The 18,767-nt window shown below is 63.2% G+C and carries 15 protein-coding genes; 6 read left to right on the forward strand and 9 right to left on the reverse strand.

Annotation, left to right across the window (positions count from 1 at the left end):
• The first annotated feature begins 42 nt into the window (after window positions 1-42).
• The 4 genes from HHL24_RS18240 to HHL24_RS18255 all read left to right on the forward strand — a co-directional run bounded on the left by HHL24_RS18240 (window position 43) and on the right by HHL24_RS18255 (window position 4,744).
• Window positions 43-1,239 (forward strand): ABC transporter substrate-binding protein, encoded by a 1,197-nt coding sequence (locus tag HHL24_RS18240; protein ID WP_169486827.1) that lies wholly within the window; start codon window positions 43-45, stop codon window positions 1,237-1,239.
• A gap of 69 nt (window positions 1,240-1,308) precedes the next feature.
• The gene (locus tag HHL24_RS18245; RefSeq protein WP_169486828.1) at window positions 1,309-3,132 is read left to right on the forward strand and encodes an ABC transporter permease; all 1,824 of its coding nucleotides are present in this window, start codon (window positions 1,309-1,311) and stop codon (window positions 3,130-3,132) included.
• A 10-nt stretch (window positions 3,133-3,142) separates the two neighbouring features.
• Window positions 3,143-3,985, forward strand: a complete 843-nt coding sequence (locus HHL24_RS18250; protein WP_169486829.1) for an ABC transporter ATP-binding protein — start codon at window positions 3,143-3,145, stop codon at window positions 3,983-3,985.
• An 18-nt stretch (window positions 3,986-4,003) separates the two neighbouring features.
• A complete protein-coding gene (locus HHL24_RS18255; protein WP_169486830.1) occupies window positions 4,004-4,744 on the forward strand; it encodes an ABC transporter ATP-binding protein in 741 nt (246 codons plus the stop codon).
• Window positions 4,745-4,903: 159 nt separating this feature from the next.
• Here HHL24_RS18255 and sapR read toward each other — a convergent pair whose 3' ends face one another.
• Both sapR and HHL24_RS18265 read right to left on the reverse strand, forming a co-directional pair.
• Complete coding sequence (gene sapR / locus HHL24_RS18260) at window positions 4,904-5,809, reverse strand: sap1 transcriptional regulator SapR (protein WP_169486831.1); 906 nt, start codon at window positions 5,807-5,809, stop codon at window positions 4,904-4,906.
• Window positions 5,810-5,922: 113 nt separating this feature from the next.
• On the reverse strand, window positions 5,923-6,810 hold the full coding sequence (locus HHL24_RS18265) for a DMT family transporter (RefSeq protein WP_169486832.1): 888 nt from the start codon (window positions 6,808-6,810) through the stop codon (window positions 5,923-5,925).
• Between the two features lie 116 nt (window positions 6,811-6,926).
• On the opposite strand from HHL24_RS18265, the gene HHL24_RS18270 reads away from it, so the two are divergent.
• The gene (locus HHL24_RS18270) at window positions 6,927-8,366 is read left to right on the forward strand and encodes an aminotransferase-like domain-containing protein (RefSeq protein WP_169486833.1); all 1,440 of its coding nucleotides are present in this window, start codon (window positions 6,927-6,929) and stop codon (window positions 8,364-8,366) included.
• A gap of 24 nt (window positions 8,367-8,390) precedes the next feature.
• On the opposite strand, the gene HHL24_RS18275 is transcribed toward HHL24_RS18270, so the two are convergent.
• The 3 genes from HHL24_RS18275 to HHL24_RS18285 form a co-directional block, all read right to left on the reverse strand.
• Window positions 8,391-9,470 (reverse strand): TAXI family TRAP transporter solute-binding subunit, encoded by a 1,080-nt coding sequence (locus tag HHL24_RS18275; RefSeq protein ID WP_169486834.1) that lies wholly within the window; start codon window positions 9,468-9,470, stop codon window positions 8,391-8,393.
• Window positions 9,471-9,686: 216 nt separating this feature from the next.
• Window positions 9,687-10,739: a zinc ribbon domain-containing protein gene (locus HHL24_RS18280; RefSeq protein WP_169486835.1), complete on the reverse strand. Its 1,053-nt coding sequence runs from the start codon at window positions 10,737-10,739 to the stop codon at window positions 9,687-9,689.
• Between the two features lie 428 nt (window positions 10,740-11,167).
• Complete coding sequence (locus tag HHL24_RS18285; RefSeq protein ID WP_407947514.1) at window positions 11,168-12,703, reverse strand: MDR family MFS transporter; 1,536 nt, start codon at window positions 12,701-12,703, stop codon at window positions 11,168-11,170.
• 111 nt (window positions 12,704-12,814) lie between these two features.
• On the opposite strand from HHL24_RS18285, the gene HHL24_RS18290 reads away from it, so the two are divergent.
• Entirely contained in the window at window positions 12,815-13,618 is an 804-nt protein-coding gene (locus HHL24_RS18290; protein ID WP_206002909.1) for a TetR/AcrR family transcriptional regulator, read from the forward strand.
• 86 nt (window positions 13,619-13,704) lie between these two features.
• Here the strand turns inward: HHL24_RS18290 and HHL24_RS18295 are convergent, their stop codons facing one another.
• The 4 genes from HHL24_RS18295 to HHL24_RS18310 form a co-directional block, all read right to left on the reverse strand.
• Window positions 13,705-15,102 (reverse strand): c-type cytochrome, encoded by a 1,398-nt coding sequence (locus tag HHL24_RS18295; protein ID WP_169486836.1) that lies wholly within the window; start codon window positions 15,100-15,102, stop codon window positions 13,705-13,707.
• Between the two features lie 14 nt (window positions 15,103-15,116).
• A complete protein-coding gene (locus HHL24_RS18300; RefSeq protein ID WP_169486837.1) occupies window positions 15,117-16,895 on the reverse strand; it encodes a GMC family oxidoreductase in 1,779 nt (592 codons plus the stop codon).
• Window position 16,896: 1 nt separating this feature from the next.
• Window positions 16,897-17,568 carry a gluconate 2-dehydrogenase subunit 3 family protein gene (locus tag HHL24_RS18305; RefSeq protein ID WP_230417506.1) on the reverse strand — a complete coding sequence of 224 codons (672 nt, stop codon included), beginning with the start codon at window positions 17,566-17,568 and terminating at the stop codon, window positions 16,897-16,899.
• Window positions 17,569-17,797: 229 nt separating this feature from the next.
• On the reverse strand, window positions 17,798-18,517 hold the full coding sequence (locus tag HHL24_RS18310) for a ribonuclease activity regulator RraA (RefSeq protein WP_169486839.1): 720 nt from the start codon (window positions 18,515-18,517) through the stop codon (window positions 17,798-17,800).
• Window positions 18,518-18,767: the final 250 nt, after the last annotated feature.

Consider the following 18,767-nt stretch of genomic DNA (forward strand, 5'->3'; position numbering starts at 1 on the left):
TGGTTACATGGCCTCACTTTGAAGATCACAGTTGGGGCAAACATGAAACACGGATCCAAATCGTCGCGGACCAGCTGGTCACGCTGGCTGAAAACGCTGCCGGTGCTCGCCGCCGTGGTGGGCATCGCAGCAAGTTCGCCGGCCTATGCCGGCGCCGCGGCGGGCGAGCCGTATCTGATCGGCGTGAGCGGGCCGCTTACCGGACAGGACGCGCAATACGGCACGCAGTGGAAGCGCGGCTTCGATCTCGCGTTGGAGCAGATCAATAGCGAGGGTGGCATCAAGGGCCGCCCACTCGCATACGACTTCGAGGACAGCCGTGGCGACCCGCGCCAGGCGGTATCGATTGCGCAGAAGTTTGTCGGCGATCCGCGCATTCTGCTGGAGTTAGGCGACCTGTCGAGCACGACCTCGATGGCGGCCTCGCCGATTTATCAGCGCGGACAACTCGTGCAATTCGGCTTCACCAATTCGCACCCTGACTTCACGAAGGGTGGCGACTACATGTGGAGCACGGCGCTTAGCCAGGCCGAAGAGCAGCCGCTGCTCGCGCACTACGCGACAAAAGAACTCGGCTTCAAGCGCATTGCGGTGCTCTATCTGAACACCGACTGGGGCCGCACCAGCAAGGACATTTTCGCGAAGGCTGCCGCGCAGGATGGCGCGCAGGTCGTTGCAGCGGAAGGTTATCAGCCGACCGAAAAAGATTTCCGCGCGACGCTGGTGCGCGTGAACGAAGCGAAACCCGACTCGCTCGTGCTGATCTCGTACTACGCGGACGGTGCGCAGATCGTACGTCAGGCGCGCTCGTCGGGTTTGACGCAACCCATCGCGGCAGTGGGTTCGGTCTATTCGCCGAAGTTTCTCGAACTGGGCGGCGAGGCTGTGAACGGCGTATTCACCGAATCGAATTTCTTCCCCGGCGACAAGCGGCCTGAAGTGCAGGACTTCGTGCAGCGTTATCGCGCGAAGTACAACGGCGAGCCCGATACCTTCGCCGCGCGCGCTTACGACGCGATGATCATCTCGGCGGAAGTCATGCGCCGCTACGGCGTGACTCGTCAGGCGGTGCATGACGGCCTGAAGCAGATCAAGGATGTGCCGAGCCTGATCTTCGGCAAGGTGCAGTTCGATCGAGAGACGCGCCGCGTGGCCGGCGCGCGCAGCGTGTATCTGGTCGTCAAGGACAATCAGTTCACGCAATGGGACGGTGCGAAGCCGCTGGTCGCTTCCAAATAACACCGCCGCAATGCACAAGCAACGCCTAAGCAGCGCTCACGTGTCTGCTTCTCACCGGAACTGAATGCAATGGCTTCATGGCTCGACTACACGATCAACGGACTGATCGTCGGCAATATCTATGCATTGCTGGCGGTCGGCCTGGCGCTGATCTTCGGCGTGTCGCATCTGATCAATTTTGCGCACGGCTCGGTGTACATGATCGGCAGCTTCATCGGCTGGCTGTGTCTGACGCGGTTCGGATTTCCGTTGCCGCTAGCGTTGCTCGCGGTGGTGGTCGGCTGCGGGCTGCTGGGCATCGCGATTGAGCGCATCGGCTTGCGGCCGCTACAGGGCGCGGCGCGCATCGCCCCGTTGCTCGCGACGATCGGCATCAGCTTCGTGCTCGATCAATGCGCGCAGTTGCTGTTTGGCGCCGATCCGCGGCCGGTGCCGAGCACGCTGCCCGATTGGCACTTTCGCCTTGGCGGCGCCACGATCGGCTCGCTGGATCTGCTGATTGCCGGCATCGGCGTGACGGCGGCGGCAGTGCTCTATGTGTTTTTGCGCTTCACGCGTTTGGGTTGGGCTGTACGCGCAACCGCGCAGGACCGGGACGCGGCACAGCAGATGGGCGTCAACGTCAATGGCGTCAATCAGGCGGTGTTTGCGATCGCGTGCGCGCTCGGCGGCGTGAGCGGCCTGCTGGTCGGCATGTACTACAACAGCATCGATCCGGCGATGGGCTTCCAGGCCACGCTCAAGGGCGTGGTGGCGTTGCTGATCGGCGGTCTGGGCAACGTGCCGGGCGCGATTGTCGGCAGCCTGCTGCTGGGTCTGGTGGAGAGCTATGGTGTGGCGATCTTCGGTACCAGCTACCGCGATCTGTTTGCATTCGTGTTGCTCCTGCTGTTTCTGGTGTGGCGTCCCAACGGACTCTTTAGCGGCAGCCGCCGATTGCCGCCCGAGCCGATGACCGGCACTTTCCTGTCCGCGGGCAAAGCGGTGAAAGTGCCGCGCGCCGTGGTGCTTGCTCTCGCGCTGGCTGCGGTTGTGCTGCCGTTCGTTGCCACCTCGTCCTATCTCCTGCAAACCCTCACCAATGCCTGGCTGTACGGAATGTTGGCGTTGAGCCTGACCCTGGTGGCGGGCACGGTCGGACAGATTTCGCTTGGCCATGCCGCACTGCTGGTAATCGGCGCGTACGCATCTGCGTTGCTGTCGACCAACCTCGGCTGGTCGCCGGTCGTGACGATCTTTTGCGCCGGCCTGATCACCGCCGCGCTCGGCACGCTGCTGGTCTATCCGGCATTCCGTTTGCGTGGCCACTACGTGTCGATTGCGACGCTCGGCATCGGCGAAGTTGTGAGCCTCGTGATCCTCAACTGGGACAGTCTGACGCGTGGCCCGCTCGGCATCGCGGGCATCGCGCCGCTGTCGGTATTCGGCTGGACGCCGGACAGCGCGCGTGCGATCTACTGGTTCGCGCTCGGCGTGCTGATCGTGCTGGCGCTGCTGCAAACACGGCTGTTGGGCTCGCATCTGGGCCGCACGCTGCGGGCCATTCGCGAAGACGAGGTTGCTGCGCGCTCGCACGGGATTCGTCCGAATCGTTACAAGGCAATCGCGTTTGCGTTCGGTGGGCTGGCCGCCGGCATCAGCGGTGGGATCGCAGCGCATCTGTATAGCTACATCAACAACCAGACCTTCGACTCGCAAGTGTCGATCCTCGCCTTGACGATGGTGATTCTCGGTGGTCTCGGCAACGTACTGGGTGGCATTGTCGGCGCGGTGGCGCTGATCGGCTTGCCGGAGATTTTCCGCTGGGCTGCCGACTATCGGATGCTGATCTACGGACTGGTACTGCTGTTGCTGGTGCGGTTCAGGCCGCAGGGTTTGCTGGGAACGGTATGACGGAGCGCACATGACACAGACTCTTCTCGATGTGCGCGGCGTGACGCGGCGCTTCGGCGGACTGACCGCGGTGAACGGAGTCGATCTTTCGATTTCGGAAGGCGAACTCATCAGCGTGATCGGACCGAACGGCGCGGGCAAGTCGACGCTGTTCAATCTGATCACCGGGCTCGATACGCCGGACGCGGGCCGTGTGCAATTCGACGGCCGCGACATCACCGGCGTGCGGCCGGAAAAGCTTGCCGCGCTCGGGCTTGCGCGGACGTTTCAACATGGCCGGGTGTTCGGCAATCTGAGCGTGCTCGACAACGTGTTGATCGGCGCGCACGCACGTTTGCGCGTCGCTCGCACGGGTTGGCCGATTGTCGGCGCCATCGCCGAAGTAGCACGCGCACTTATCGGTCCGGCTTCAGTCCGCCGTGAAGATGCGGCGCTGCGCGCCGAAGTGCGCGAGATCATCGCGGGGTTTGGCGAGCGCCTGACGCCGCGCATCGATCATCCGGCGCATAGCCTGTCGTATGCGAACCGGCGGCGTGTCGAGATTGCCCGCGCGCTCGCCTTGCATCCGCGCATCCTGTTGCTCGACGAGCCGACGGCCGGCATGAACGAGTCCGAAACCGCCGAAATGCTGGTGCTGATTCAGCAACTGAAAGCGCGCGGGCTGACCATCCTGCTGATCGAACACAAGCTCGACATGGTGATGCGGCTATCAGATCGCGTGATCGTGCTCGACAACGGCGGGAAAATCGCTGAAGGCTTGCCGCGCGACGTGCGCAACGATCCGCGTGTGATCGAAGCGTATCTGGGTCATCGCAATGTCGGCGGCGCGGCGGCCGTGCGCGTGGCGGCCTGAACTTCTGGAACATCGACGATGAGCGACGCTTTACTGACACTCGAACATATCGAAACGTTTTACGGCCCCGTACAGGTGCATTTCGACGTCAATTTTCAAGTGCGGCGCGGGCAGATCGTGAGTCTGCTCGGCGGCAACGCGAGCGGCAAGTCGACCACGATGAAGCTGATTCTCGGTCTGCACAAGCCGCGCGCCGGCAGCATAACGTTCGAAGGCGAGGCGATCACAGGACTCAGTACGCCGCAGATCGTACGGCGCGGTGTCGGGTCGGTGCCCGAAGCGCGGCGGCTGTTCGGCGACATGACGGTGCGTGAAAATCTGCTGATGGGCGCCTATACACGGCGCGACCGCGTTTTCATCGACGAAGACTACGAGCGTGTGCTGGGTCTATTTCCGCGCGTGAAAGAGCGTCTGACGCAAAAGGCCGGCACGCTCTCCGGCGGCGAGCAGCAGATGCTTGCCATGGCGCGCGCGCTGATGAGTCGGCCGAAGCTGATCTGCATGGACGAACCCACCATGGGTTTGTCGCCGCTCTATGTCGATAAAGTGCTGGAACTGATCGACACGATCAACCGGCAAGGCGTGACGTTCTTCATGGTCGAGCAGAACGCCAGCCTTGCTCTGGAGATCGCGCACTACGGCTATGTGTTGCAGACCGGCCGTGTCGTGCTTGAAGGCACGGCTGAGTCCCTGCTGGGCGACGAGCGGATCCGCGACGCGTATCTCGGCGGCGAGGCGGCGGCCACGACAGCATCCTGACGCAATCAACACGCTTCATCGAGTGCAGCGGGCGGTTTGTGCGGTTGCCGATCCGGTCCCCCGTGCATCGCGCCGCGAAGCAACATGCGCTTGCCACGCGTGGCGCGGCGGCCCCCGGTGAGCCGATCGTCAATCACGTGGCGTATCGCGAAAGCGGCTTCAAAGGTCGAACTGGTCGAATTCGCTTTGCAGTTCGCGGTTACGTGCAACGCGTTCGTCGATGCCTGGCCCAAGCCGTTCGACAATCGCCGAGATCAGCAGATTGAACAGGCACGTGAGCGGCGCCAGCGAATCCCAGAACTGACCGACATCGGTCTTCACCTGCAAAAGATCGCCGTCGAATTCGCGCGCCCACGGACAGTAAATATCGGTGACGAGCGCGAAGGGCAGGCCGCGACGCGTGGCGGCTTCGCAATAGCGGCGCGCGATCATCGAATAGGCGCGCGTATCGGTGATGATCAGATACGGTGACTTGAACTCAGAGTTCAGCGAATCGACATATGAGCCTGACATGCCGTCGGAATAGAACACGCGCGGGCGGATGTACTCGAGGTAGCTGTAAAACGCGTTGCTGATGCCGCGTGTGGACTGAATACCGAGGATATAGACGGCGTCCGCATTCGAGATGCGGTCGGCCACGCGGGCGAACACCGGCGATTGCGCAAGCTGGTAGACATGCTGGATCGCGCCGATTTCAAGTTCGAGCGAGTGGGCGAGCGCCGGGTTAGGGGCGGGAATGGAAGCGTCAGGTCCGCTTGCGGCGGGTGTGGCTTCGTCGTGCTGGCCGGAGGCGCGGCGAAACGCATCGAGCCGGTCGGTGATCAGCCACGGGCGCTCCTGCGCGCCGCGCAGTTCGCGCTTCAGGTCATCGAGGTTCTGGTAGCCGATGCTGCGCAGGAACCGGCCGACCGAAATGCCGCTGGTGCCTGCTTGCTGGGCGATCTGGTCGGCGTTTTCGAGGCCGAGCCGGTCGAGATTCGCCAGCATGTAACTGGCGACGCGTTTGGAGGTCGGCGTGAGTTCGGCAAAGCGGGCTTCGACGGTTTGTGCAAAAGCGGTCGGCATCTTGGTCGCGGCGCGAGTGGTGGGTCGATCGTTGAGATGATGACATATTCAACCGACAGCCGACCCCGCGCGGTCCTAAAAATCAAGGAGCGCACGCGCGGGCGAGACACCGTTCAGACTGCCGGTCGTGCCGGTGCGGTCCGCGAGAAGCGGCGCGCGCCCGCTACACACGCTACCACCACGACGGTCACCAGGATCATCTCGGGCGGCACCTGTTCGTGCAGCAGCAAGCCGGCGAGCAGCAGGCCAAAGAACGGTTGCAGCAACTGCAGCTGCCCGACACCCGCGATGCCGCCGAGCGCCAGTCCGCGATACCAGAACACGAAGCCGATCAGCATGCTGAAGAGCGACACGTACGCGAGGCCCCACAGCGCCGCGTGGCTGACGCCTTCAAACGATGCCGGCCGCGCCCACCAGGCGAGCGGCAGCATCACCGGCAGCGACAGCACCAGTGCCCACGAAATCACCTGCCAGCCGCCGAGATGGCGCGACAGCCGCGCGCCTTCGGCATAACCCAGGCCGCAGACGACGATCGCCGCCAGCATCAGCGCGTCGCCGAGCGGCGATGCGCTGATGCCGTGGCGCAAGGCGAACGCGACCACCGCGCCGCTGCCAAGCGCCGAGAACAGCCAGAACGCCGGCTGCGGGCGCTCGCCGCCGCGCAGCACCCCGAAGATCGCGGTGGACAACGGCAGGAGCCCGACGAACACCACGGCGTGCGCGGCGCTTACGTGGCGCAGCGCGAGGGCGGTCAGGAGCGGAAAGCCGACCACCACGCCGAGCGCGACCACCACCAGCGGAATGAGATCGCGCTTGGCGGGCCGAGCCTGGCGAAACACGAGCAATAGCAATAGACCCAGCGTGCCCGCGATGGTCGCGCGCGCTACCGTCAGAAACACCGGATCGAGGCCCTGCACGGCGATGCGCGTGGCGGGCAGTGAGCCGCTGAAAATCAACACGCCCACCATACCGCTCACCCAACCGTTCGTTGTCTTGTCCATTGAAAGAGTCCATACGCATTGAAAACAGAACTCATAGCATCCGCTTTCAGGCTGTAAAGGGTAAGCTACGGATCAGTACAATTCGTACAAACTGTACCGAACGTGGAGCAGTACAGATGGCGGAAAGCAATAGCAGTCGGGCACCCTCGGGCGCGCCAACCGGCACGCGGGTCGGCACGGTGATGAACAGCTTGCGCGAGCGCATCGCGAGCCGTGCGCTGATGCCGGGTGCGCGCGTGCCGTCGATCCGTGTGATGACCGAGACACTCGGCGTGTCGAAGTCGACCGTGGTGGAAGCGTACGACCGGCTGGTCGCGGAAGGGGTGATCGTCGCTCGGCGCGGTTCCGGCTTTTTCGTGTCCGGCCATGCGCCGCCGCTCGCGCTCGCCGATCTCGGGCCGCGGCTGGATCGCGAGGTCGATCCGCTGTGGCTCACGCGGCAGTCGCTGGAGGCCAGTGCGAAGGTGTTCAAGCCGGGCTGCGGCTGGATGCCGCCTTCATGGCTGCCGGAAGAGGGCGTGCGCCGCGCGTTGCGTGCCGTGGCGCGCGATCCGCAAGCGTCGCTCGCCGAATACGCGAGCCCGTGTGGTTTGCCCGCGCTGCGTCAGCAACTCGCCTGGCGGCTCGCGCAGCACGGCGTGGAAGCGCCGCCCGAGCAGATCGTGCTGACCGACGGCGGCACGCACGCGCTCGATCTTGTCTGCCGTTTTCTGCTCGAACCCGGCGACACGGTCCTGATCGACGATCCGTGCTACTTCAACTTTCAGGCGCTGCTGCGCGCGCACCGCGCCCGCATCGTCGGTGTGCCTTATACGCCGTCCGGGCCCGATCTGGCGGCATTCGAGCGGGCGCTGATCGAGCATCGCCCGCGGCTCTACGTGACCAATTCCGCGATCCACAATCCGACCGGCGCCACGCTTGCGCCGGCCATCGCACATCGGCTGCTGAAACTGGCGGGCGAGCACAATCTGCTGATCGTCGAGGACGATATCTTCGCCGACTTCGAGGACGAACCGGCGCCGCGTCTCGCGGCGTTCGACGGTCTCGCGCGGGTGGTCTCGATCGGCAGCTTTTCTAAAACCCTGTCCGCAGCCGTACGCTGCGGCTACATCGCGGCGCGCAGCGAATGGGTCGAGCCGCTGGTCGATCTGAAGCTGGCTACGTCATTCGGTAACGGCCAGCTTGCGGCAAGCGTCGTGCATCGTCTGCTGGTGGACGGCACCTATCGGCGGCATCTGGAGTCGATGCGTGCGAAGCTCGCGGACGCCATGGGCGAGACGATCAGGCGGCTGGGGTATGCAAGTCTTGAAGTGTGGACACGGCCACGCGCCGGTATTTTCGTGTGGGCGCGCCTGCCGGATGGGCTTGACGCTGCCGACGTCGCGCGTCACGCGTTAGCCGAGAGCGTGGTGTTCGCGCCCGGCAATGTGTTCAGCGCGTCGCAATCGGCGGCCGGCTTCCTGCGCTTTAACGTGTCGCAATGCAACCGGCCGAAGGTGTACGAGGCGCTGCAACGGGCGATGGACGTGTCGGCCGCCTCGAAGGAGCACGCCTGAACGCGTGCTCCTCGCGACGTGACATTACTTGCACAGCAAAAGCAGGCGCTCCTGATCCGTGCAAGAGGAGCGCGGCTTCTGCACCGCTTGCGCGGCGGCGGCCGTCGCGCTGATCGCCGCACTCTTGTTCGCGAGACACGCGCGCAAATGTTTCTCCACCGGGCCGTAGTATTTCCATCCGCGCACGAGCGTCGGCAATTCGAGTTTCACCTGCTTCCACTTCGGATGCCCGTGCTCCTGCAGATTGTCGAAGTTGGCGCAGAGCGAATCCGCAAAGTGATTCAGATTGCCGACGGTATCGCGCAGACCGTAATCGTAGGTGACGAGAAAGGCCTTCACCGTCAACGTGGGGACGTCTTCTTTCAGCCAGTTCGGATAGCTGGTCGCGCGGAGCGTCGCGGGAAAGTACGTCTGTTTCGCACGGGCGGTTTCGGGCGCGTTGGGATCCACCCTCAGAGGGCGGATCTGTTGCAGCAGTTCGGGATTCATGTCGTTGAACAGTTTCGCCGGCTGCCCGACCACGATAATTGCAACGTCCACCTTCTTGACGATCAACGCCGCCAGCGCGTCTTCATTACTCAGGTGCTGGACGTTCTGCTCGGGAATCGCCTGGCCGAACATCAGGTGATAGAGGGTCGTGGCGGTTTGAGCCGTGCCGCTGCCGAGGAGGCCGACGCTGATGCTCTTGTCCTTGATGTCGGCGAAGGTTTTCATCGGCGAGTCCGCGCGCACCACGACGTTAATTTCCTCGTCGTAGAGCGGCATGATGAGCCGTAACGGCCGGATTGCCGTGCCCGCATCCGCATTGCCCGCATTGGCCATGTCGATGTAGGCCTGATACACGTCGGATTGCACCAGCGCGAGCTTCACGCCCGGCTCGAAGCGCATGCGCTGTACGTTTTCGGCCGAGCCCTTCGACGCCATCACTTCCAGGTCGATGCCCGCTGGCTGCGCTACCCATTTCGACAGGTCCTGGCCGATCTGAATATATGTGCCCCGTTCCGGACCGGTGACGATCTTGTAGTGCGCAGGCTCGGCGTGAGCCAACGAAAACATGACCATCAGCACCAGCCCCAGCCATCCCGCCAGAAGTTTCTTCAGCATGGTCTATCTACCTATCGGTCAGGGTTGAACAGCCTCTCGCGTCTGTACGCGCGAAGCACCGGTGAGCCGGCTTGCCATCGCATGTTCAATGCGTTGCGCGTGCCATGTCCGTCTGTTGCCGCTCAGAGAGCATGCGATCGCCCATGCAATCGGGCGTGCCATGATTCAGGCCGTCAGCCAGAAAAATCGGTCTCGCAAGCGGTTATGAAAAAGCGGCTATGAAATTCGGTATCCAAACGATTTATCGCCGACCGGACTTTCTATCGCGGCATGCGGCTTGAGCGGTGCCCAACCCGTCTCGCGAATCACGTCTTCGAGGATCGTCTTCGCGGTGTCGTTGCCGGTGTCGATCGAGAGCGCCTCGTTGGCGTGCTGACGTGCGCAGCTCCACGACTGCTGCGCGACACACGCTTGCGCTGCCTGCAACGCGGCGTCGCGGCGCGCGGTGAGCGGCTTCAATTCCGTTACCAGGCTTTGAGCGTCGCTATTGCCGGGTTGCAGCGTTTGCGCCGCGCCAAGCGCCGCTTGTGCCGCGGACAGATCGTTGGCGCGGAAGGCAAGACGCGCTGCCTGCAGCGCTTGCGCGGCATCGTGGAACTGCGGCGTGGCCGGTTTTACAGGCGCCGCTGCGGCCAACGGCGGTGCGACGGGCATGGACGGGATCGCCGGTGCGGGCTTGGCGGGGATGATGGGGGCAGCGGGCTTACTTGCAGTAGCCGGGCTCGTCGACTGAGAGGGTGTGTAGAGCGCGATCGTGCCGGTCGCCGTTCTGGCGTCCTGAACGTTGTCGGCGGTCTGCTCGGCGTTACTGTTCTGCGACTCGCGGTCGTCGCTGAATAGTGTATAGGCGACATACGCTAGTCCGATTGCGCCAATGGCCGCGATCGCGAGCAGCACCCAGCGCATCGGGAGAGCGCGACGGCCGCCGGAATGCGGCGGATCGGCGAGCGGCGGATCGGCGCGCGGGGGAAGCGTCGCGAGTACCGGCAGTTGCATCGGGGGCTCGATAGGGGCGGCTTCGTCAGCGAGCGCTGTCTGCGCGGTGAGCTCGGTTTCGCTCGGCTGTGCCGGGTCGAAGCCGTTTTTCTGCGCCGTCTTGCTCATGGCGCTGGCGCGGCTGCCGGGAATCACGGGGCGCTTGTGTGGGCCGGCGTCGAGTGGATGCACCGCGCCGCAATACGGACAGTAGTCGACTTGCCGATACAGGGCGCCGCCGCAGCGTTTGCAGGGCATCGGGAAACTATGGCCGAGTATTGTCTGGGTGGACATACTGTGGACCCACCTGTGGAAATCAACGTCGTTACGGCATGCTCCAGATCGTGTTGAGGCAGGAGCAATGTCCGCGGAAACCACGATCCACATGCGCTGGAGAGCCTTGGGACGCAAGTCCTCGCTTGCGGTGCTGCTGCTTGCAATATGTGGCGTTTCGATGAGAACGTCAATCGACGTTCTCACCTACTTCAGGTGCGTGAGGGCACGTTTGCAGGTACGACGAAACACTGCATATGTCGGCAGAACGAGCAGGCGGATCTTTTTTTACGCCGCGCGCGTAGTTATGGCGCGCAGACCATGGTGCGATGGCGGAATCGGCAGAACGGAAGGGCGGCAATGAAAACAGAACGAGGTTGAAGCCCATGGCGTTCGACCTCGTCATCAAGCGCTTGCAGAAAAACGCTTGCAGGAAGCGTGATACGGGATCAGTGCTTGCGCAGCGGATGATCCTTCAGAAGCCACGCGAGTGCGAAGGCCAGGACTACCACGCAGGCCGCCGACAGATACACTGTGTGCAACGCGCCGGCAAACGCCTGCAGATAATCGTCGCGCAACGCTTCAGGCAACTGGTGGATGGCCGCCGGCCCGAGCGCGTGCGGCAATTCGGTGTCGGGCGGAATCAACTTTTCCAGGCGCGCGGCGAGGCCGTTGGAAAACACCGCACCAAAACCGGCCACGCCGATCGAGCCGCCGATCGAACGGAACAGCGTCGCACCCGAAGTGGCCACGCCCATGTGCTTGAATTCGACCGTATTCTGCACGGCGAGAATCAACACCTGCATCACCATGCCGAGGCCGAAACCGAGAATGCCCATGTAGATATACATCACATGAATTGGCGTGTCGATCTGCAGGCGTGCGAGCAGCAGCATGGCGACGGCCACGAGGAACGTGCCGGCGATCGGGAACATGCGGTACTTGCCGATCTTGCTGATCACCCGGCCGGTCACCATCGACATCACGAACAGGCCGCCCATCATCGGCAACATCTGCATGCCGGCTTCCGTAGGCGTTGAGCCTTTGACCACCTGCAAATACAGCGGCAGGAAAGTGACCGAGCCGAACAGCGACACGCCGATGATGAAGCCGATCAGGCTGCTCAGCAAAAACGTGCGCTGTTTAAAGAGCTCGAGCGGCATGATCGGTTCAACGGCAGTGCGCTCCTCGTGGATAAAACCCCAGATCGCCACGAGCCCCATCCCTAACGTGAACCACAACTGCGGCGACGACCACGGCAGGATCGTGCCGCCCTGGCTCGTAAACAGGATGATGCAGGTGAGCGCGCCGGCGAGAAACGCGGCGCCCATGTAGTCGATGGTGTGCTTCACGTGCCGGACGTGCGGTTTGAAGACCGCGCCGATTACAACCAGCGACATGATGCCGAGCGGCAGGTTGATGTAGAAAATCCAGCGCCATGACAGGTGCTCGACGAGAAAGCCGCCGAGCAGCGGCCCGACCACCGTGGCGAGACCGAACACGCCGCCGAATACGCCTTGGTAGCGGCCTCGTTCAGCCGGCGGAATCACGTCCGCGATAGCGGCCATCGTTACGACCAGCAGACCGCCGCCGCCGAGCCCTTGCAGCGCGCGCAGCACGATCAACTGGGTCATATCCTGGGCGATGCCGCATAGCGCGGAGCCGACGAGAAACACGACGATCGCCGTCTGCAGCACGATCTTGCGGCCGAACAGATCGCCGAATTTGCCGTACAGCGGCACGACGATGGTCGAGCTGAGCAGGTAGGCGGTCACCACCCATGACAGGTTGTTGAGCCCGCCGAGTTCGCCGACGATGGTCGGCAGCGCGGTCGAGACGATCGTCTGATCGAGCGCGGCGAGCAGCATGACCAGCAGCAACGCCGGAAACAACAGGCGGATCGGCGGGTGGTCGGTTGCCTGCGCGCCGGGCTGCGTATCTGGTGGCACACCAGGTTGCACATCCGGTTGCACGTCCGGCTGCATGAGCCCGGCGGGTTGGGGCGTTGTCGATTGGTTCATGGCACCACGGCGTTGAAATTAATTAATTCAGGGATTAATATATGCGACATCGCTTCACACGTCAAATTGAATGCAATGGCAAGGTCCCCGTCGAATGAACAGGAAGTGAAACGCGCGCCGCGCAGCACAGCCGCCGTGAAGGTGCGAAAGCTTTCGAAGCCGACGGCGTCAGCCGCTGTGGGCGGCGAATCCGCGAACGCCGCACCCGCACCCGCACCCGCACCCGCACCCGCACCCGCACGGCGCCCCGGCAGGCCTTCGGGCTCGGCGCGCGGCCCGGAGCAGCGCAGCCGCCTGTTGGATGCCGCGCTCGCCTTGTTCGCGCGCCAGGGCATCGTCGACACGACGCTCGGCGAGATCGCCCGCGAGGCGGGTTTCACGCCGGCGATGATGCATTACTACTTCAAGACGCGCGATCAACTGCTCGACGTGCTGATCGACGAGCGCTTCGCTCCGCTACGCGCGGCGTTCGGCGTGCCATTTCAGGAAAATCCCGACGACCCCATGGCGGCAATCACGCAGCTCGCACAGCGTTTGGTGCAGGTGGCGAGCGACCACCCGTGGTTTCCGTCGCTATGGGTGCGCGAAGTGATCAGCGACGGCGGCCTGCTGCGCCAGCGCATGCACGAAAGGTTCGGCGACGCGCATCAGAAGGCGTCGCTGTCAGCCATCGTGCGCTGGCAAAAGGAAGGGCGCCTGAATGCGGGGTTGGAGCCGTCGCTGGTATTCGTCACGCTGCTAGGTCTGACGATTTTGCCGCTGGCCGCCTCGAAGCTGTGGCGTAACGATCCCGTGCGGCGCAATATCGGCAGCGAGGAGATCGCCCGGCACGTGGTGGCCTTGCTCGTGCAGGGCATCGGTCCGGGCAAGGCGGACTGAGGGCGGCACCAGATCATCGTGCGGCGGGAGGCGCTCGGGCGTAACGCCGTCTTGTTGCCCCGGCAGCGCCGGGGCTATCCCTTCAGTTATGGGCCGCGAGGGGCGCTCTGCTGCGGCGCTTGAGCGTGAAGCGTCGCCCGAAGTTTCTTCACCGCCGACTCATCGACCGGCTCTGCCTGATTGCCCCAACTGCCGCGGACGAACGTCAGCACGTCGGCAACCTGCTGGTCGCTGAGCCGCCAGCCGAAATCCGGCATGGCGAGCGGCGCAGGCATTGCGGACGACGACGGCATCTTCGAACCGGTCAGCACGATGTGAATCAGCGAGGCCGGATCAACCGCATTGACGACAGGGTTGCCTGACAGCGAGGGGAAGGTCTGTCCGGCGCCCGCGCCGTCCGAGCGGTGGCAGGCATTGCAGTTGTCGAGGTAGATCGCGGCGCCGCGCGCGTGCAGGTCGCCGGCACGCAGCGCGCGCGTGGCGCTCGCGGCTTCGTCGGCGCTGACGGGCGGCCCCGGGGCGAGGTCTTCGGGCGTGAGGCTCTTCAGATACACCGCGATGGCCTTCAGGTCGGCATCGCTCAGATGTTGCGTGCTGTCGTTCACCACTTCCGTCATGGCGCCGAACGCCGCAGTATGGGCGCCGCGCCCGGTCTTCAGAAACGCCGCCAGTTCCTCCGTCGACCAACCTGCGAGCCCGGTGCCGAGGCCGTCGGCGAGGGATGGCGCGTTCCAGCCGGCGAGCGTGGCGCCGCTCAGGTAGCGTTTGCCGTCCTGCTCGCTGAAGGCTTTTTCCTGACCTGTCGCGCCGTGCGGCGTATGGCATGCGCCGCAATGGCCGAGCCCCTGCACGAGATAGGCGCCGCGATTCCATTCGACGCTCTTCGACGGATCGTTGCGGTAAGGCGTATCGGCTTTCAGATACAGCAGGTTCCAGCCGATCATCAAAGCTCGCACATTGAGTGGAAATGGCAATTGGTTCGGACGCGCGGGTTGATTTACCGGCGCGACGCCCTCCATGAAATACGTGTAGAGCGCGTCCATGTCGTCGCGCGACAGAATCCGGAACGACGGATAGGGCATCGCCGGATAGAGATGCCCGTTGCGTTTCGAGTTGCCGCGGCGCACCGCGTCGTCAAACGCCTGGAAGCTGTAACCGCCGATGCCGGTGTCTTTGTCGGGCGTGATGTTGGTGGAGTAGATCGTGCCGAACGGCGTTTCCATCGGCAGGCCGCCCGCGAATGGCTTGCCGCCCGGTGCAGTGTGGCAGGCGGCGCAATCGCCCACGCGGGCCAGATAGGCGCCGCGCTGCACGAGGCTGTTGGCTGCCGGTGTGCCTGGGGAGGCCCGGGCGGCGGGTGGGATAGGAGCTGTTGTGGTTGCGGCCGCCTGGCCGTATGCAAGGCGCGCCGCCGATAAAAGCGCCAGCGATGCCGCCGCCGTGCAGACCGATATCGTTGTCCGAAGCCGGGGAGAGTTTTTCATGCTCTGCGTCCTCGTCAAACGGCCAGCAGCGCGCCGGGGTTCTTCAGATAGCGCGTGCGAATTGCGTGCGCCGCCCAGTACGCGAGTGCGCCGACCGTGCCGGTCGGGTTGTACGAAAAATTTTGCGGGAACGCGCTGGCGCCGAGCACGAAAACGTTCGGCACGTCCCAGCTTTGCAGATATTTGTTGACCACGCTGCTGTCGGGGCGCTCGCCCATGATCGCGCCGCCGGTAGTGTGGGTGGTTTGATAGGGCCGCACGTCGTATTGATCGCCGATCTTCTTGGTGTTGATCACGAGTTGCTTCGGCTTCATCGCGCGGCCGATTTCCGCCGCGCGTCCGGTGGTGTATTGCGACATCTTGATATCGTTGCTTTTCCAGTTGAAGGTCATGCGCAACAGCGGTTGGCCGTAGGCGTCGCGATACGTCGGATCGAGGTCAAGGAAATTGTCGCGATACGACATTACCGAGCCTTCGGTGCCGATAGTCATCGAGTGCAGGTAGTTTTCCTTCAGCGCGCTTTTCCATTGCGCGCCCCATGACGGTGTGCCCGGCGGCAGCATGGCCTGCTGGATCGGCCTGCCGCCGGTGATATTGGCGGCCGTGTAGGCGCCGCCGATGAAGCCGAGTGGGCCATGATCGAAGTTGTCGCCATTGAATTCGTCGACCGCCTGGCCGCCCGCGCCTGAGCCGGCAAATGGATTCAGGTAGACGTTCTTGTCGAAGAACAACGAGACGCCACCGTTCATCTGATAGGCGTAGTTCTTGCCGACCGTTCCCTGGCCGGTTTGCGGATCGTAGGGACGGCCGATCTTCGAGAGCAGCAGCAGGCGCACGTTGTGCATCTGGTACGCGCAAAGAATGACGAGGTCGGCGGGCTGTTCCACTTCGCGGCCGATGGAGTCGATGTAGGTGACACCCGTCGCTTTCTTGCCGGACGAATCGAGATTCACGCGCGTCACGTGCGCTTGCGTGCGTAACTCGAAGTTCGTCTTCTTGCGTAGCGCAGGGATGATGGTGATCTGTGGCGACGCCTTCGAATACATGTAACAGCCGAAGCGTTCGCAATAGCCGCAGAAATTGCACGCGCCGAGTTGCATGCCGTACGGGTTGGTATAAGCCTGCGACGCGTTCGACGAGGGCGATGGAAACGGCTTGAAACCGAGCGAGCGCGCTGCGTCTGCAAAGAGCGCGGCGGGGAGGTTGTCTTTGAGTGGCGGCAGCGGGTAGTCGCGCTGACGCGGACTCTCGAAAGGATTGCCGCCGGCGCTCGGCTGGCCGCCTATATTGCCGCCTTTGCCCGACACGCCGCATACGTATTCGAACCTGTCGTAGAACGGTTCGAGTTCGTCGTAAGTGATACCCCAGTCCTGGATCGTCATATCCACGGGAATGAAGCGCTTGCCGTAGCGTTGTTCGTAGTGACTGCGCAGCACCAGGTCACTGGCGGTGGCGCGCCAGTGCATGCCGTTCCAGTGCGCACCGGCGCCTCCTACCCCGTTGCCGAGCAGGAACGAACCGAGTTGCCGGTACGGCAGCGCCTGGTCTTGCGCGGTATGACGAACCGTGACGGTTTCAGTCGCGAGGTTCTGCATCAGACCGTAGCGGATGCCGTAGGTCAGTTCGTCGGCAATGCGCGGGTAGGCGAAATCCGGGTTGGTGTCGCGCGCGGGGCCGCGTTCGAGTGCGAGCACGTTGAGCCCGGCCTCGGTGAGTTCCATTGCCATGATGGCGCCGGTCCAGCCGAAGCCGACCAGTACGGCGTCCACGGGTTTCTTTTTGATCGCCGTCATCTCATTCCTCCTTGCCCATGACGCCGACCGGCGCATAGGGATACGGCTGGTTCCGGCCGACAAAGTCCAGGTAGTCGGCCCGCGCGCCGGGAAAGCCGATCATCTTCCAGCTGCCCGCGTGCTTGTTGCCGCCGTGCACGGGGTCGGCGAGATAGCCTTCGATCGTGTTGGCGCGCAGGAAGTCGAAGAAGGTTTTGGCGTCGACGCCGATGAATTCAGGTTCACCTCTGTCCAGTTGATGCAGCACGGCGTCTTGATCGAGATTACTTAGCCCGGCGAAATGATTGCCATGGAGGGCGATGCATAGCGCGTCGGTTTCGGCGATGCCGAGTCGGTAAACTTCGCGCGGCGTCAGACGCGATTGATAGCCGAACTGCGGGGCCGCCTGCCTGAATGGGCCCTGCATGTACCAGCGCGCAGCATGGCCAAATTCGCCTTCCATCTGCCTGTCGATGAATACCGGCACATCGAGTTCGACGGCGCCGGGGCCATTGTCGTCGGAGGGAATCAGGCGGGCGACAGCAGCCTGAATGAAGACCCATTCGTCGGCGCTGAAGTATCTGGGCTTGTGGGATTGATGCGGTGGTTCTGGCGTTTCACTCGACGACGTTTGCTTCGGGTCGCAGGCCGTGAGCGTGACAGCCGCGGGAAGCAATGCAGCCGATTTGAACATGAAGCGACGGCGTGAATTGGATGGCAGGTCAGCCGATTCGTCGTTAATGAAATGTTGAGGATTTCTTCGCATCGTACGTACCGGTCATGTTGGTAACGATAGGTAGATACGAGGAGAAAAGATTAAGTTCAATAAGTACGGTATGCGAAATATAATTACGAAATGGTTTCGATAAAGAGATGAATTTTTTCTTGCGAGAGCTTTGCCTGCTGGTGTAAAAACGTGATGTTTATGTTTTGTTTTTCAGGCGCCACGCCTCATACGCAGCCTTCGTCTTTTCGTTTGGCGGATAAGTGCCGGGCAGCGCGGCGCCGTCACGAATACGCTCGGTGAGAAACGCTTCGAGTTGCTCCTGTTCAGCGGCGGCCTGCGCAACGTCGGCTGCCATTTTGCGTGGGATCACCACCACGCCGTCCGCATCGCCCACGATCACGTCGCCAGGAAACACGGCTACACCGCCGCAGCCGATCGGCACATTGATATCGACCGCATGATGCCGAATCAGATTCGGCGGCGCGCTTGCTCCGGCACAAAACACCGGCATGCCGAGCGCGGCGATCGTCGTGCTGTCGCGTACCGGACCGTCGGACACCATGCCCGCCACGCCGCGCACCTGCAATCGTTGCGAGAGGATCGAACCGAACGAGGCGCTGCCGCGCTCGCCGCGGCAATCCTGCACCAGCACATGACCGGCCGGAATGGTTTCGACACATTTGCGCTGCGCGTACTCGGGATCCGCAAATAGTTCGAGCACGTCGATGTCCTCACGCGAGGGAATGTTGCGCAGCGTGAATGCCGGGCCGACCAGATTCGCGCCACTGTGCGCGGCGAGCGGCGCGACACCTTGCATGAACGTATTGCGCAAGCCGCGCTTGAACAACTGGGTGGTCAGCGTGGCGGTGCTGACATGGCGGAGTGCGTCGAGCGTGGCGGAGTCGAGATCGGACATGGTGTCGGGCGGCCTCAGGTTTTTTGGGGGGTGGGGATGGTGCTCGTCAGCCGTGCTGCATCGCAGCGGTTGAATGCAGCCGCTGCGGTCTTGCGCACACGATGATAGCGCCGCCGTAGATCGTGCGGCAGGCTCGCGCAACCATGCGGACGCAACGGCGAATCTAACAAACGCGCCGAGGCACGCAACATGCTACCTGAGGGATGGATGTGAACGCCGCGCGCGAGACACAACAGCGCGGACGTCGCAA

Source organism: Paraburkholderia polaris, assembly GCF_012927345.1.
GTDB lineage: Bacteria > Pseudomonadota > Gammaproteobacteria > Burkholderiales > Burkholderiaceae > Paraburkholderia > Paraburkholderia polaris.